14 protein-coding genes are annotated in these 14504 nt (G+C 40.7%); 7 read left to right on the plus strand and 7 right to left on the minus strand.

Annotated features, from left to right (window positions below):
• Positions 1-3 precede the first annotated feature (3 nt).
• Together HXT29_RS05825 and HXT29_RS05830 are read right to left on the minus strand one after the other, a co-directional pair.
• Entirely contained in the window at positions 4-1164 is a 1161-nt protein-coding gene (locus HXT29_RS05825; RefSeq protein WP_064340327.1) for a hypothetical protein, read from the minus strand.
• On the minus strand, positions 1161-1832 hold the full coding sequence (locus tag HXT29_RS05830; protein ID WP_064340328.1) for a response regulator transcription factor: 672 nt from the start codon (positions 1830-1832) through the stop codon (positions 1161-1163). Before HXT29_RS05830 ends, HXT29_RS05825 begins: the two co-directional genes overlap by 4 nt.
• Before the next feature lie 476 nt (positions 1833-2308).
• On the opposite strand from HXT29_RS05830, the gene HXT29_RS05835 reads away from it, so the two are divergent.
• From HXT29_RS05835 to HXT29_RS05850, 4 genes are read left to right on the plus strand one after another with little or no spacing between them, the layout of a single operon-like run.
• Positions 2309-3211 (plus strand): efflux RND transporter periplasmic adaptor subunit, encoded by a 903-nt coding sequence (locus tag HXT29_RS05835; protein ID WP_032842258.1) that lies wholly within the window; start codon positions 2309-2311, stop codon positions 3209-3211.
• Entirely contained in the window at positions 3208-3918 is a 711-nt protein-coding gene (locus tag HXT29_RS05840; protein WP_032842256.1) for an ABC transporter ATP-binding protein, read from the plus strand. Before HXT29_RS05835 ends, HXT29_RS05840 begins: the two co-directional genes overlap by 4 nt.
• The gene (locus HXT29_RS05845; RefSeq protein WP_421789058.1) at positions 3902-5113 is read left to right on the plus strand and encodes an ABC transporter permease; all 1212 of its coding nucleotides are present in this window, start codon (positions 3902-3904) and stop codon (positions 5111-5113) included. Before HXT29_RS05840 ends, HXT29_RS05845 begins: the two co-directional genes overlap by 17 nt.
• A gap of 27 nt (positions 5114-5140) precedes the next feature.
• A complete protein-coding gene (locus HXT29_RS05850; protein ID WP_421789056.1) occupies positions 5141-5665 on the plus strand; it encodes a hypothetical protein in 525 nt (174 codons plus the stop codon).
• Positions 5666-5709: 44 nt separating this feature from the next.
• Here the strand turns inward: HXT29_RS05850 and HXT29_RS05855 are convergent, their stop codons facing one another.
• Positions 5710-6972, minus strand: a complete 1263-nt coding sequence (locus HXT29_RS05855) for an MFS transporter (protein ID WP_422118347.1) — start codon at positions 6970-6972, stop codon at positions 5710-5712.
• 136 nt (positions 6973-7108) lie between these two features.
• Positions 7109-8635, minus strand: a complete 1527-nt coding sequence (locus HXT29_RS05860) for an aminotransferase class I/II-fold pyridoxal phosphate-dependent enzyme (protein ID WP_421789052.1) — start codon at positions 8633-8635, stop codon at positions 7109-7111.
• A 319-nt stretch (positions 8636-8954) separates the two neighbouring features.
• On the opposite strand from HXT29_RS05860, the gene HXT29_RS05865 reads away from it, so the two are divergent.
• Positions 8955-9212 (plus strand): hypothetical protein, encoded by a 258-nt coding sequence (locus HXT29_RS05865; RefSeq protein ID WP_032841754.1) that lies wholly within the window; start codon positions 8955-8957, stop codon positions 9210-9212.
• A 35-nt stretch (positions 9213-9247) separates the two neighbouring features.
• Here the strand turns inward: HXT29_RS05865 and HXT29_RS05870 are convergent, their stop codons facing one another.
• Positions 9248-10054, minus strand: a complete 807-nt coding sequence (locus HXT29_RS05870) for a nitroreductase family protein (protein ID WP_421789050.1) — start codon at positions 10052-10054, stop codon at positions 9248-9250.
• Between the two features lie 44 nt (positions 10055-10098).
• Positions 10099-10557 (minus strand): hypothetical protein, encoded by a 459-nt coding sequence (locus HXT29_RS05875; protein WP_064340163.1) that lies wholly within the window; start codon positions 10555-10557, stop codon positions 10099-10101.
• 169 nt (positions 10558-10726) lie between these two features.
• Here HXT29_RS05875 and HXT29_RS05880 point away from each other — a divergent pair, with 169 nt between their 5' ends.
• Both HXT29_RS05880 and HXT29_RS05885 read left to right on the plus strand, forming a co-directional pair.
• Positions 10727-11437, plus strand: a complete 711-nt coding sequence (locus HXT29_RS05880) for a histidine phosphatase family protein (protein ID WP_064340164.1) — start codon at positions 10727-10729, stop codon at positions 11435-11437.
• 360 nt (positions 11438-11797) lie between these two features.
• Complete coding sequence (locus HXT29_RS05885) at positions 11798-13141, plus strand: ABC transporter substrate-binding protein (RefSeq protein ID WP_004104821.1); 1344 nt, start codon at positions 11798-11800, stop codon at positions 13139-13141.
• A gap of 162 nt (positions 13142-13303) precedes the next feature.
• On the opposite strand, the gene HXT29_RS05890 is transcribed toward HXT29_RS05885, so the two are convergent.
• Positions 13304-14317, minus strand: a complete 1014-nt coding sequence (locus tag HXT29_RS05890) for a LacI family DNA-binding transcriptional regulator (protein WP_004118390.1) — start codon at positions 14315-14317, stop codon at positions 13304-13306.
• Positions 14318-14504 lie beyond the last annotated feature (187 nt).

The raw sequence follows: 14504 nt of genomic DNA on the forward strand, positions 1-14504 counted from the left end.
GAATCAGTAAAGCATACTATCTATACAGTTATGTTCATTTTTGAAAGGAATAACTGCATTACATTCCCAATACTTACCAAAGGCTCGAAAATAGAGTGAACCGCCTAAATGCTTTATGGTATCGCGATGAAGCAGAAGTCCTTTTTGAGATACTGAGCGAATTGCATCTTTACTTTTTCCGCCCAAAAATCGAACATTGAACTGTTTTATAACAATTTGTTTTTCGCGTATCGAAATTCTGATGTAATAAACTAAAGAAGCATATTTTCGCATGTTCAAATATAGTTCTTCGATTAATTCAATAACTTCACAGATGATTTCATTGCTAATGTCTTCAGGAATATCGTTACTAGATATATTGCATATGGATCTTCCTTTTAATCCACAAGATGTATTGATTGAGTCGTTCATTTGTAGTGTATCTTCAATGTGCTGGATGAACTCGCTTCGAGCATCTTGCTTAGCAGTATTTCCACGTAGAATGTCGATAATATTATGTCCTTCTTCAAAAGCCTGATCTGCCAAATCATTTATTGCCTCAATAGCACTTCGCTGTTTTTTAGAAATAGACTTGTCAAGTAATGCTATTTTACTTTGTAGTGCAATATCTGCAATCTTATTAGTTAATCTATCGTGCATTCGCACAGCCAGATGAAGATTATTAATTGTTTGCTTATCTTTTTCATAAAGAACCATTTTTTGGTGAGAAATGCGCAAAATAATACCAGTGCAAACGCAAAATATATTTATTAAAAGGTAAGCAATAAGATACTTGAAAGACAAAGTTGATAAGTATCGGTATGCAACGTAGTGTAATGCATCTATTACTAAGAATAAAGGTAGTGTAAATTGAATCGGATATAAATACGAAATAAAAACAAATGATATGATGAGCCCGAAAGTTACTGGTGGAAGATTCAGACTAGGAATAACAAGAATGCTGAGATGTACAAAAATATAGCACATGCTCATAAAATGCGGGAGCAAGCAAAGAAACAGATTTATAGCAGCAAGAATCATGTAAACTATAACAAGTTGTATTGTGCTATTGTCGCTATTCGAGTAAATATATGCATCCATTGCGCTTGACAAACATCCCAATAGTAAAAATGTTTTATTGTCAATAAGCTTTTCTCGTAAACGACGCATTAAGAAAATAATCATTGTGTATCATTTCCTAAATATTCATCATGCAGCCATGTAGTAATAAGTTGTGAACGATTTGTCACATTCAATTTTTTGAACACGCGACGAAGGATAGTTTCCACAGTACAAGTTTCAACAAATAAACGTTTGGCGATTTGCGCATTAGTCATGCCTTTACTGCACAACTTTATAATTTCAGTCTCATGATTCGTTAAAGCAAGGCGTCCATTTTTTGGCTTATTTTGCAAACGCTGAAATGCTGTCGTCGTGTCGTCAAAATGAAGATCTCCTATTATTTGTGGCTTGAACGTGCCATGGGCAATACTGCTAAGCATGGCGCAAATGGTTTCTGGGTGGTTCTTTCCAACAATGCCTTGCGCGCCTGCTGTTGATGCTTTTAAAGCATAATCGTTGATAGGGAATGAAGTTATAGCAATTATTATTGGGAGTGAGTATCTTCTTCGCAATTCGTATAATATTTTAATTCCCGAAACCCCAGACATATACATGTCAATTAGCAGCACGTCTGGGCATTGATTTTGACAAAACTGAATTGCTTGATCGACGCACGTGGACAACCAGCAAATATTGCAGGACGGAACAACCTGTTCAATATATGTTTTTAGGCCGTGTAGACAAAAACAATCATCATCAACAATGCCAACAGTAATATGCTTTGCTATCATATTGCTCCTTTAGAAAAGCATTATTTAAGTAATAATAGTACTTGAATTTGTATGATGAATATCTTGTCTAGGAAAACCTTTACAAAGCAGATTGTATAAAGGTAGTTACTGGAGCTTATGGGGCTTACTCCGCAGCGAATAAGTTCGCTTAAAGCTTAGTGATTTAATCACAATGTGGTTGGGGGCTATGCGCACGGAAGTCGCTCAGTAGTGTATAAACTCTATGCAAAACAAATCATTCTCTGGTATTACGCAAGCTCCAAGAATCATAAATAAAATCATCATTTAGTCTGATGCAAACTCTTTACGGCGATTATAGGCTATTAAGCAAAAGCTTAAATCTTCAATAAAGTGACAATTATAAAAGCGTCAATTGTAACATTATCAAGCACTTTATTTATTTTGGATCAGTTTGAGAGGCTTGTTTCGACGCATACTATGTGTCTACGAGTTTGGTGAGTAAGGAGATTTGTATTATGAGTAAATTTATGAAAGTACTCTTGCTTGCTGCTCTGCCAGTGTGTTTGCTTACTGCATGCTCTGGTAGAGCAGTTGATGATAGTCAACAGCAGGCATCACATGATTCAGTTCCGCTTGTTTCAGTCAAAAAACAGCCTTTAACACAAGTTGTGTCGGGTAAAGCAGCGATAGAACAATCGTCTACCTTTGTTATCACTGCTGTAAGTAGAGGGAATTTTTCTCCATCGGTAAAAGCAGGCAGTACTGTAAAAGCTGGGAGTGTTCTAGGCTACAATGCTGGTAACAAAATTATTGCTCCCGTAGACGCTAAAGTTGTGTCAGTAGCTGAATCATCTGCGGACGTGCCTAAATCTTTCTCACTATTCACTCTTAAATATGAAGGTTTTTCAATAAGCCTTAATGCAAAAGCTTTACTTCGTTCTGCGGATATTACAGATGTTAAAGGTCGTTTCCAAATTGAAGACGGTGTTGGACCAACCAATTGTTTGCAAATAGTACAAAGCGGTGGAACTTCTACCGATATTGCAGCCTCGGGTAGTAGCAAGAATGATAATGCTGATTCGACTCAAACAGATGAGTCGAGCGCGCAAAGTACACCTAGTGTATCGTCAAAAGTTTTAACGTGTTTAATAGATAAAAGCACAGAAGTAGAATCAGGCCAAAATGCGACGCTTGTTTTTAATGGCAAGCATAAACAATCGGTTCTAACGCTGCCCGTTAGTGCGGTTGCTGGAAGAGTTCAAAAAGGTTTAGTCTCATACAAAAAAGGCGATAATTGGGAGCGTAAAGAAGTTGGTCTTGGAATAAGTGACGGCGCTAATATTGAGATTACGTCTGGTTTGCATGAGGGTGATGTTGTAGCAGGTGTTTCTCCTGATCTCATTCCAGGAGTGCAATGATTATGGGAAACAATCCTGTTCCACTGGTTGAACTACAAGACGTGTCAGCGCGTGTAAAACTAGGCAATGGCGAATGGCTTACCACTGTCAACTCTGCGTCTATGCTACTTAATCAAGGTGAAACATACGCGGTAGTTGGCAGGTCTGGATCTGGCAAAACGAGTCTTATTTCTATTATTGGATTTTTGAATAAAAATTTTACTGGAAAATACTATTATTCTGGCAAGTCAATCCAAAAGTGTAGTGATACTACAGTATCGCATATGCGCGCTAGAAATATTGGTTTTGTTTTCCAAAACTATTCTCTCATTAAGCATTTAAGCATTAGAGAAAATGTTGAGTTGCCGCTTTTATACGCAGGGCTACAACAAAGCAAGCAGACAAGAAGAAAAACGATAGAAGAAGCATTATGTGCTGTTGGATTGCAAGATAAACTCAACGAATACCCTGGAAGTTTATCAGGCGGTGAACAGCAGAGAGTTGCGATAGCGCGTGCTCTCGTCACTAATCCCGAATTACTTATTTGTGACGAGCCAACTGGTGCACTCGATAGTAGTACGGGAGAAAAAGTGCTTCAAGTGTTGCATGATCGTGTTAAAGAATCTGGAACAACATTACTATTAGTCACTCATGATATGAAAGTGGCTCGTTCTTGCTCTCACATTTTTACTATGGAAGGCGGTGTTCTTTATGATTATGCTGCTTAAAGATTTGCGCCTTTCTCCTATGAGATCCTTCCTCACAGGTTTTTCAATGTTTATAGGCATCATTGCCGTTATTGCGTCAGTGCTTATTGGCACGGTTGGTAAGGACTATCTTATTGCAACTAATGAACAGCTAAACGGTCGTAGACCAACATATGAGATTACTTTTTCAGCACAAAATTTTGACGAATATTCAGTATTTAACAAATTCTTAAATCGCATTGAATCCGTAAACCGTAACGCTAACGTTATGCTACAACCAAACACTGGACTACTGTTTAGCGCTTCTATGCCAGCCTCGAAGAGTGTAAAAATAAGCAAAGAATATAAGACTGGCAATCTTCAATATGTTGACGCTGTTTACACTACGGCAGGATACAACAAAGTTTATAACTTACCTATTGTAAGTGGAAGATGGTTTAGTAATAGCGCTAAAAGCAACGCATTAGAAATGGTAGTAAACCAATCTGCTAGCAAAAGATACAAGATTGGTGAAGTAGCATTTATTACTTCTCGTAAAACAACACAAATGAGTCCTATAAGGATTGTTGGAGTTGTGAACGATGGCGTAGACTCAGCAAAAGTATACGTGAATATTCTAGGATTATTACGTTACGCTCCAACTCTTTGGGAATATTCTGGAAAAGAAGCTCAAGGCTCAATCTACTGGTTGAATAAAGAAAATCGTTCTCAAAAATCAATTAAATCTTATGTTTCAGACGCTCTTTACGACTGTTGTGGTGGACAAGTAAACGAAATTAGAAGACATGATAATAGTGATGATTACGAGAATGTTATAACAGTACTGCAATTAAGTTTTGCTATCGTAGCAGTATTATTGCTTTTTGTTTCCGCGTTAGGTTTAATCAATATTGGTTTAGCATCGTTGGAGCAGCGCACGCATGAACTGCTTATACGCAGAGCTTTGGGTGCTACTAGATGGTCGATTGCTTCACTCGTATTAGGCAGTGCGATTATTTTAGCGCTGATAGTTTCGATTGCTGCTGTCGCTGTTTCTTTTGGCCTTGTGTCTACAGCATCAAGTTTTTGGGATGTAGCAAGCCCAGTTAGTCCGCCAGTTTACCCATATGAAGCCGCTATTGGAGCTGTTATTGCGGCTTTTATTACAGCGCTTGCTGGAAGTGTGGTGCCGGCAATAAAAGCATCGCGTTTACAACCAGCATTAGCATTGCGTTAATTTTCAAAAAATAAGAAAGAAGGAATAATGAATAATCATACTATTGGTAAAGCAACTCTTATTGTTGGTGTGCTTAGTGCGCTTCTTATGTTTAATGCGTGTGGAGGAATAGGCAACAATAATGCGAGTGGTGTGGGTGGTGCGCGCTCGCAAAATAGTTCGCCTAGAGAGATTGTTGATTTTGCTCATATAGAGAAGGAATATCAGGAATCTGTGGCAAAGCTTAGTTGGCCTGAAAAATATAAAGCTCCTGCAAACTTGGTTGGAGAAGAAAAAGACGGCCAGTTCCAGAGTGGATATGGTGATACGCAAGCATCTAATTATTATCAGTGTGCTTGGGAACGGCAATGGTTAGACACGTATGCTAGTGATGAACAAGCGGCAAGTAAAGCTTTGCATGAGCTTGAAAAAGTGCCTAGCATGCCGTTTATGGGTCCAGACCGTTGTGATGATGCAACGCGAAACTTTTTCAAAGAGCATATGCGTAAAGCAAAACTGGGAGATCCGTCAGGATTCCAACAGGATGTGCAAGCTAATTGTCCTGTGATGTAATTGCATTTGTATAGCTTTATTGTGCTTTCTCACTAAATAGCTTGTTATATGCTTCTTTTTACCCATGTTGATGGTGTCCAATAATCTTTGGTAAGCATTGATGGGTATGTTTGTTTACGAGTTTGAATAATCCATAAGGCTATACCTGTTGAAACAAGTATTACGCCAGAAGCAATCATTATGAATAATGATGAATTTAGATTTCCCCATGCTAGTACGCTTGCATACCCTACGATAATGCCGCATTGCTCCATAATAGAAGTAAAAGTAGTAGTTGCGCCGAGAATGTGTGTTGGTATGCCGTCGAGAAGAGCTGTTTGCCCATAGACAATAGTTGCGTCAAAAATAATACCCGCAATGAAAGCAGAGCAAAGAAAAAGAGCAATCCAGTTATTAAGTGCGAAAATAAGTAAAGGAATAGAAAGGAATCCAGGTAGTAAAATAGAGTATAAAATCTCATAATGCAGCACAATATATTTGCATAATAGCGAACCTACAATCATGCCAATGTTAAATATGCTGACTATTGATCCCCACGTGGATGCCGAATGAAAAAGTGTGAGACAATGGTGTGCTCCCATTAGTCTGAATGCAGCAAGCCATGATCCAGATTGTAATGCTGATACTACTCCTAAGACTATTAACCATGGTGTAGATTTCATATAGTGTAGAGAAGCTGCAAAACCAGCAGTTTTACTGCTTCCTGTCTTCGTATTGTTTGCGCTATTTTGTGCTTGCTGGTTTAGATTAACTAACAGTAGAGGTAGCGCCGCTAGTATCATCACAATAGCAATGCTCGTAAAGAAAATGAGCGGATTGCATATATCAACAAATATGCCAGTGATAGCAGGTGCAGCAAGCCTGCTGAGATTAATCCACATGCGCATGCTTGCTAAAAATTTGGTTTTTTCGCCAGCTGGCGCGCTATATGCCATTAATACTTTTTGATTAGGCGAAGAAAATGCAGTAAAGAACCCGAATATTATGCTGAGTAGTGTAACCGTAATAGCAATAAGATTATGCTGTGCTACTAAAGCGAAACCGTATCCAGTACACAGCAAGGCAAAGCAGAACGTTAGAGTTATAAACAATCTAGTTGGTGGATATTTATCTGCGATAATGCCGCCAAGCGGTGCTGCTATGCAGGTCATAAGCGCTACTGATACCGCGTTAAGCGCTGCGTGAGATAAGTCGACATGTATTAAAAGATATAGGCTTACGCCAAATCTACAGCTTGTTATAAGAAAGGCATTAAGCGATAAAACGGCAATAATAAGAGTTGTGCGAATTCGTGCCGCAGCGTTCATTTCCTTCTCTTTTTTTCTTTCTTCATGTTATGAATGTCTTTCATATTCTGAATAATATATGCCTCTTGATATACACCTTTTTCTGGACTGCGAGTGAAATGAGTGTTTTGTCGCAGTTTATAGGTGGGGGTTGCTGTTACTGGCGATAGTAGGAGAGGAAGTTGGAAAGTTTGCTCATTGCGTCGCGAAGCGTTTGCAAGCGCGGCAAGTAGACTACGCGGAAGTAGCCTGGAGTCTGCCAATTAAAGCCTTTGCCGTGCACAATCAGCAACTTCTGATCGCGCAGCAAATCAAGCGCAAACTGTTCGTCGTCGTGAATGTTATAGCGGTCTGGATCGAGTTTTACAAACATGTAGAAAGCGGCATCCGGTCGCTCGACGCTTACGCCATCCATCTCCTGAAGCGCGTTATAGCAGTATTCGCGCTGCTCATACACGCGTCCGCCTGGCTCCAAGTACTTTTCAACGCTTTGGTATCCGCCCAAAGCAGTCTGAATAATCGATTGCGCAGGAACGTTCGAGCACAATCGCATATTAGACAGCATGTTAAGTCCCATAATGTAGTCGCGAGCTTTGGATTTATCTCCCGAAAGGCTCATCCAACCAATGCGGAAGCCGGCAATCATATGCGATTTAGAAAGTCCGCTGAAAGTTACGCAGAACACGTCTGGAGCAAGAGAAGCAATCGAAATATGCTTCTTGCCGTCCATAACAAGACGGTCGTAGATCTCGTCCGCAAAAATAATCAAATTAAACTCGCGCGCAATCTTAACAATCTCTTCCAAAACTTCGCGACTATACAGCACTCCCGTAGGATTATTCGGGTTAATAATCACGATTGCTTTAGTGCGCGGCGTGATTTTAGAGCGAATGTCGGCAATATCTGGGTACCAATGCGACTTTTCGTCACATATGTAGTGCACAGGAGTGCCGCCAGCCAAGCTCGCGCACGCGGTCCACAGAGGATAGTCTGGGCTTGGTATAAGAATCTCGTCGCCGCAATCAAGCAACGCTTGCATAGAAAGGTTAATCAGCTCGGAAACACCGTTTCCGGTGTAAATATCTTCCATTTGCACGCCTGGAATGCCCTTAAGCTGATCGTATTGCATAATCGCCTTGCGCGCAGAGAAAAGTCCGCGACTATCTGAGTAGCCTTCGCAGTCAATAAGCTGCTGCTGCATGTCGTAAATTACTTCGTCTGGAGCGCGGAAGCCAAAAGGCGCAGGATTTCCAATGTTTAGCTTTAGAATATGCGTTCCGTTTGCTTCCATGCGGTTTGCTTCTTCAACAACAGGACCGCGAACGTCGTAAAGCACGTGTTCAAGTTTTGTGGATTTGTTGAATGTGCGATGCTTTAGAGTTTTGGAAAGTTCAGCTTCTGTAAGCTGTGGCTGATTTAATTGTGGTTCTTCTGCAGACTGGCAGTTTTGCTCGACTTTTGCGCAAGAATGACCGCCTTTGATTCCGTCGCTGCTGATTCCAAGAATTTCAGCTAGCATGTTACGCACGTCTTTGCGAGGCTCAGTTTTGCCGCTTAAATACTGGCTTAACTGGCTTTTGCCAAGCTTATGACCGTTTTTTGCTGCAAGCTCGATTACGTCAATCTGCTTGTACCCTTTGCGCTTCATAGCTTTCTTAAGCTCATCAGCAAAATTCTGTGCCATAATCTGTCTTTCTTGTAAAATTGGCATTTATAAATTGAACAAGTTTATAGCAAAGTTCAAAATATAAGTATTAAATTGAACTATTTGCTCAATATTAGTCGCAAAAATTATTTTGTATAGTAATTTTTCAAAAAATGACGAGAAATAGTAAAAAATAGTAGAAATATAGTAGAAAAATTGAACTAAATTATAATAAATTGAATTTATTTTGAACTTTTGTGAACGTGTTTTGTGGCTTAAGTTCAGGAATAATGCATGATTTACGCCATTGCGTGCGTTTTGTATAAGCTCTGTTAAGCGGTTTGCTACCATAAAAGCTATGTATTTCTTTACTCCGAGGCGTTGCGAATCTACCCAAAAAATCATGTACAAGAATAAAGGGCAGGCTCTTATGGCGGCGGAGCAAAGTTTGCGAGAGCGTGGAACACAGTTATGGGTTTATGCTTGTGAATATTGTGGTTGCTGGCATTTGACGCATAAGAATCCGGTAGATCGCATGTATTCCGATATGCGCTCGCCATCCGCAAGCGCAAAGCCGAAATCTAGAAAGCGCGGGTACAAGCCAAGACGGCGTTAAGTTAAAACGGCACTAAATTAAAACGGTGCTAAATCTTACGCAACGTTAAAACCTTGCCTTGCAACCTGCTCAACATCTTCTGCTTCGTGTTTTTTGGCAATATCGTCTGCTGCTATAGCAAGAATTTGTGCGCTGAAAGCATCAACTGGTCTGCTAGCATTTCGCAAATCGTAATATTGATGCACGCGATTGTCGAAATCAGCAAGATTTTCTAATAATTCAGCGTCGTCAGCAGGGTAGGTATTCTCAAAAATCTGCATGTCAGCGCTCATTCGCGGCTTTAATTCTGGGCTTTGCGCAGGCTTACCAATTGCCAGGCCGAGCGCGGGGTACGTGTATTTAGGCAAATTCAAAATATCAATAAGCTGAGTTCTACTGTTCAAAATTGAACCGAGAATTACGCAACCAAGCCCCAAAGATTCCGCGGCAGTTTCCATGGCATGAAGCGCCAAAATAACGTCATTTTGAGCCTGTGTAAAGCGGTAGCGAGTTTTAAGCATAAACTCGTCGCTACTGGTATCTACGCCATTTTTGTGCGCAATTGCAGCGTTTCTATGTTGATCAATAATAAAAACGTACAGTAGTGGAGCTGTAGCAATATATGTTTGGTTGCCAATTTCGGAAAGCTTTTGCTTAATTGAGCTATCCGTAATTTTAATCGCTGACCAGTCGTTCAAAAACTGGCTACAAGCAGCGCGCTGAGCTACAGCTTCAAGAGTGACAACTGTATCGTTGTCAATTGCTTCGTTGCAAAAAGCGCGAATGGAGCGGCGATTCAGTAAAGTATCGATAGTTTCGTTGTGGCGTAAATTTGGCACGTTATTTCTTATTCCTTTCAGCATTCTCGTTTCAAAATAAGGCCATTTAGTTTATAAAATTTAATAAATTAAAATCGTTTTTGTGAGCGCAATTGTCTTTTTCTTTGCCTTCGCGCAATATAAAACAAGGTTCCGTGGCTTGCTAAGCGACCAACAATCGTAGTAAGAATCGCAGAAAATACTGCAAATCCAAGAGACAGTAGCAGCGGCTCTTCTTGCTTAATACGCTGCTTTTGCGCAATTTTTTCTTTAGAAAGATTGTTAGAACGACTATTAGAGTTTAAATTGATTTTTCTAGTATCAACATGTTTTTCCCATATTAAATGCGCAATCTGCCCTGCAATAAACGTTGCAAAAGAAGGAAGTACAGATTTTAGTAATGAATCTCCTAAAGTATTTTGATTTCTCAATCGGCGCTCGCGAAGGGCCTCAATCTTACGATTTGCTGCATTAAGTCGTTGTACGGTAGCTTGAGCCGCACGATGGCTTCGTTGAGTTTTAGTATTAGCCGATGATAATTGCGTCATATTTTCTATGTTAGTGGTAACGAAATACCAATTTTGGCGGTACCATGGAACAGTGATCTTGATTTGCGGCAAAGTGGCTGCAAGTTAAGAAATGCTTACGTAAAGCAATCGTGCTGCTAGGCGTCCAGTGCGATGTGTGTACATGGCGCTGGTGAGGAATGTGAAGACTATGCAAAATAACGGCACTAAAGAATCCTCTCAGAAAGAATGCTCGAAGCAGGGTTGCTTGGTGTTACTTCGCCACGGCCAAACTGCTTGGAGTGTGTCCGGTCAACATACCGGGCGCACGGATTTGCCTCTTACTGAAGTTGGTGTTGAGCAGGCAAAAGAGGCTGGCGCTAGATTGCAGTGTGTGTTCACAAAAGGTTTTGATAAGGATTGTGTGCTTGTAAGTCCACTTCGTCGCGCGCAGCAAACAGCTCAGTTTGCTGGTTTTGATTCGTATACAATTTGCGATAGTGCGCTGGAGTGGGATTATGGTGCTGCTGAGGGTCGCACGCGCGCTGATATTTCTAAACTAAGTGGCGTTGAGGCTTGGGATGTGTGGAAGCATGGTCCTAAAGTTCTTCCTTCTCACATGGTTAGTGATGCTAAAGAGGTGCTTCCTAGTGGAGAAGCAGTGGATGTGCACAGAACTTCTGGAGAAAGCTTGCAAGAGGTTTCGGATCGTACTCAAAAGATTATTGATATGGCAATGCCTAAATTGAAATTAGGTAAGGACGTGCTTATTGTTGCGCATGCTCATGTGTTGCGTATTCTTACTGCGCGCTGGCTTGGAGTAAGCCCAGATTTTGCACGACTTCTTCGTATGGATACCGCGCATTATTCTGTGTTGGGCGCGTACAAAGGCGATAATGTAATTGTGCATTGGAATTGCTGAAATACGGAAAGGCATGGAATACTCTTAGAACCGCGTTTGTGGACGGATGGGCTAAGGAATATAAGATTGCTCGTGGGCAGGGTTAGCTGCTAATTAAATAATTTGTTTTAAACTATGATCCTCAAGAGATTGCGCAATCGTTTGCTAAATTGTTGCGTAATCCCTTTAATTATTGCCAAAAATACGTGCTAATTTTATCGAATATATTAGAGTGTAGTGTTTTTATGACGACACGCGTTAATTTAGTTATGCTATCGTTTGCAATATTGCAGCAGTTGAGGCATAATAAATATTGTCGATAAGGACACCTAGAGGTGTGGCAGTCCAATGACGGGATTGTCGGCATAGGAGAAAGGTTCGATGATGAATCGTACAATTAAATCAACAATTGCACTGGTAGCTTGCTCGGCAATGGCTTTTGGCGCGCTTGCAGCTTGCGGATCCTCCTCAAGTGACAGCTCTGCTAAAGGTAAGGTTTACTTCTTGAACTTTAAGCCAGAAGCTGCAGATCAGTGGAAGGAAGTAGCTAAGGCATACACCAAGAAAACAGGTGTTGAGGTTAAGGTTCAAACTGCTGCTTCCGGAACTTATGAGCAGTCTTTGAAGAGTGAAATCAGTAAGGGTGATGAAGCTCCTACACTCTTCCAGATCAACGGTCCAGTTGGTTACGCAAGCTGGAAGGATTACACTGCTGATTTGAAGGATACTGAGCTTTATAGCCAACTTCAGAACAAGGATATTGCTTTGAAGGATGGAGATAAGGTTGTTGGTATCCCATATGCAATGGAAACCTACGGCTTGATTTATAATAAGGCTTTGCTCAAGAAGTACACCGAGCTTAAGGACGCTAAGGTAAAGTCTGCTGAAGAAATCAACTCCTTCGATAAGTTGAAGGCTGTTGCAGATGATATTCAAAAGCACAAGTCAGATCTTGGTGTTGAAGGCGCGTTCACTTCTGCTGGTTTTGATTCCAGCTCTGATTGGCGTTTTAAGACCCACCTTGCAAATCTTCCTTTGTACTATGAGTTCAAGGAAGATCATGTTACCAAGCAGCCTGCAAAGGTAAAGGGTAGCTTCCTTGACGGTTATAAGAAGATTTTCGATCTTTACATTACTGACTCCACTACACCAGCAACAAAGATTGGTTCCAAGACTGGTGAAGATGCTAATGCTGAGTTCTCCCAGGGTAAAGCTGTGTTCTACCAGAATGGTACTTGGGCTTGGGGTGACCTCTCCAAGGCTGGTATGAAGGCTGAAGACCTTGGTATGCTTCCAATTTATATTGGCGCTAAGGGCGAAGAGAAGCAAGGTTTGGCAACTGGTTCTGAGAACTATTGGTGCATCAATGAGAAGACGTCTGACGCTAACAAGAAGGCAACTAAGGACTTCTTGAAGTGGCTGCTTACTTCCGATGCTGGTAAGGATGCTTTGTCCAAGAAGATGGGCTTCACCACTCCATTCAAGAGCTTCGCAGATATCAAGTCCGACAACCCATTGACTCAGGCAGCTGTTGAAGATGCTAAGTCTGGTAAGACTCCAGTAAGCTGGAACTTCACCGTAATGCCATCTGATAACTGGAAGAACGACCTCGGCTCTGCTTTGCTTGAGTACGCTCAGGGCACCGGCAAGTGGGATAAGGTTAAGACAGCATTCGTGGATGGTTGGGCTAAGGAATATTCTCAGGCTCATGAAGATGACGACTGATCCATTAATAAATAAATAGACGTTGCACCTGCTGACGTAAGCAAGCAAAGGTGACGTAAGCAAATCCGCTAGGATACTGGCACATCATAGTGCTAAGTCCTAGCGGATTTTGTTATTTCGATATTTTGTTATTTCGATATTTTCTAGAAAACTATAAAAGGTCTACTCTTTTAATAATGCAGCTGTGCTTGAACGCACAATAAGTTGCGCTGGAACAATGCGATACTGATCTTCAACTTTCTCTGCGTTTATAAGTGCAAGCGTGATATTTGCCGCAGTAGAAGCAATATCAACTGGATCCTGTCTAATAGTAGTTAAGCCAGTTTCATGCGCATAAAAACTATCGTCAAAACCAATAATTGACACATCTTTTGGAGTAGAATACCCGCTGCGGGCAAGCTGAAACATAAGTGGTATTGCAATCCCATCTTCTTGGCATGCAATTGCTGTTGGCATAATTGAACTTCCAAGAAGCATAGAAACTATGGCACTTATGCGATCAGAATTAGCAGGTGCCACAATTTCTGTAGGTGTGATTCCGCTATTTTGGCATTCATCAATAAAAGAATGGTAACGCTGCAATACGCTGAAATGTAGTGAAACGTCACGAGTTGTGCGCACATATGCAATATTGTGATGCCCTAAACCGATTAAGTGGCGTGCCATAAGTCTTGCACCTTGGTCATCGTCAATATTGATAGTCGCGTCAAAATCGCATTTTTGTGGATATAAGCAGTTTATGCCAACAATTGGCACGCCTGTTGATTTAAGTTGTGCGATTTCGTTGGTATTTACGTCAAAGGAACACACAACAACAGCGTCAGCATTACGTCTAGTTGGGAGCATTGTGAAAAATTCGCTACGCTCTTTGCTGCTGGAAATCTGAAAAATTGACAAATCGTATCCAGCTGTGTGGAATACTTGATTCAATCCTTGAATAATAGATGCAGAAAACCATAGGCGAATTTGATCGCTAATCAATAAAGCGATGCGCAAGGTTTTACCAGATTTTAGTGCTGCTGCAGATTTCGAAATAGAAAAATTCAATTGTTCGGCAATGGCCAATACTTTATTGCGAGTGGATGCAGATACTAAGTTTGGTCGTGTAAATGAGCGTGACACAGTAGAAACTGACACATGAGCTTTATTCGCTACATCTTGAATATTTGCCGACATGTGAACTCCTTTATTCGCGTATAACAAACGTGTAGCACAGCCTTGTGTTTAATTGTTTAGTGCGAACTTTTATAGTTCGAAACAAACAAACGTTTGCAGACATTTCTATTCTAGCAAATTTTGCTGGAATGCCAACGATAATAAGCAATTTTTTTAAAACTAAATTCTGATATTTGTTTGAAGTGAC

It is taken from the genome of Gardnerella sp. DNF00550, assembly GCF_049262685.1.
Taxonomy (GTDB): domain Bacteria; phylum Actinomycetota; class Actinomycetes; order Actinomycetales; family Bifidobacteriaceae; genus Bifidobacterium; species Bifidobacterium leopoldii.

Excerpts from the sequence above, each read along its gene's own strand:
- HXT29_RS05870 (WP_421789050.1), bottom strand. The coding sequence starts at position 10,054 with ATGCTGAAAGGAATAAGAAATAACGTGCCAAATTTACGCCACAACGAA.
- HXT29_RS05855 (WP_422118347.1), bottom strand. The coding sequence starts at position 6,972 with ATGAACGCTGCGGCACGAATTCGCACAACTCTTATTATTGCCGTTTTA.
- HXT29_RS05840 (WP_032842256.1), top strand. The coding sequence starts at position 3,208 with ATGATTATGGGAAACAATCCTGTTCCACTGGTTGAACTACAAGACGTG.
- HXT29_RS05845 (WP_421789058.1), top strand. The coding sequence starts at position 3,902 with ATGATTATGCTGCTTAAAGATTTGCGCCTTTCTCCTATGAGATCCTTC.
- HXT29_RS05885 (WP_004104821.1), top strand. The coding sequence starts at position 11,798 with ATGATGAATCGTACAATTAAATCAACAATTGCACTGGTAGCTTGCTCG.
- HXT29_RS05860 (WP_421789052.1), bottom strand. The coding sequence starts at position 8,635 with ATGGCACAGAATTTTGCTGATGAGCTTAAGAAAGCTATGAAGCGCAAA.
- HXT29_RS05875 (WP_064340163.1), bottom strand. The coding sequence starts at position 10,557 with ATGACGCAATTATCATCGGCTAATACTAAAACTCAACGAAGCCATCGT.
- HXT29_RS05880 (WP_064340164.1), top strand. The coding sequence starts at position 10,727 with ATGCAAAATAACGGCACTAAAGAATCCTCTCAGAAAGAATGCTCGAAG.
- HXT29_RS05865 (WP_032841754.1), top strand. The coding sequence starts at position 8,955 with ATGTATTTCTTTACTCCGAGGCGTTGCGAATCTACCCAAAAAATCATG.
- HXT29_RS05830 (WP_064340328.1), bottom strand. The coding sequence starts at position 1,832 with ATGATAGCAAAGCATATTACTGTTGGCATTGTTGATGATGATTGTTTT.
- HXT29_RS05850 (WP_421789056.1), top strand. The coding sequence starts at position 5,141 with ATGAATAATCATACTATTGGTAAAGCAACTCTTATTGTTGGTGTGCTT.
- HXT29_RS05890 (WP_004118390.1), bottom strand. The coding sequence starts at position 14,317 with ATGTCGGCAAATATTCAAGATGTAGCGAATAAAGCTCATGTGTCAGTT.
- HXT29_RS05825 (WP_064340327.1), bottom strand. The coding sequence starts at position 1,164 with ATGATTATTTTCTTAATGCGTCGTTTACGAGAAAAGCTTATTGACAAT.
- HXT29_RS05835 (WP_032842258.1), top strand. The coding sequence starts at position 2,309 with ATGAGTAAATTTATGAAAGTACTCTTGCTTGCTGCTCTGCCAGTGTGT.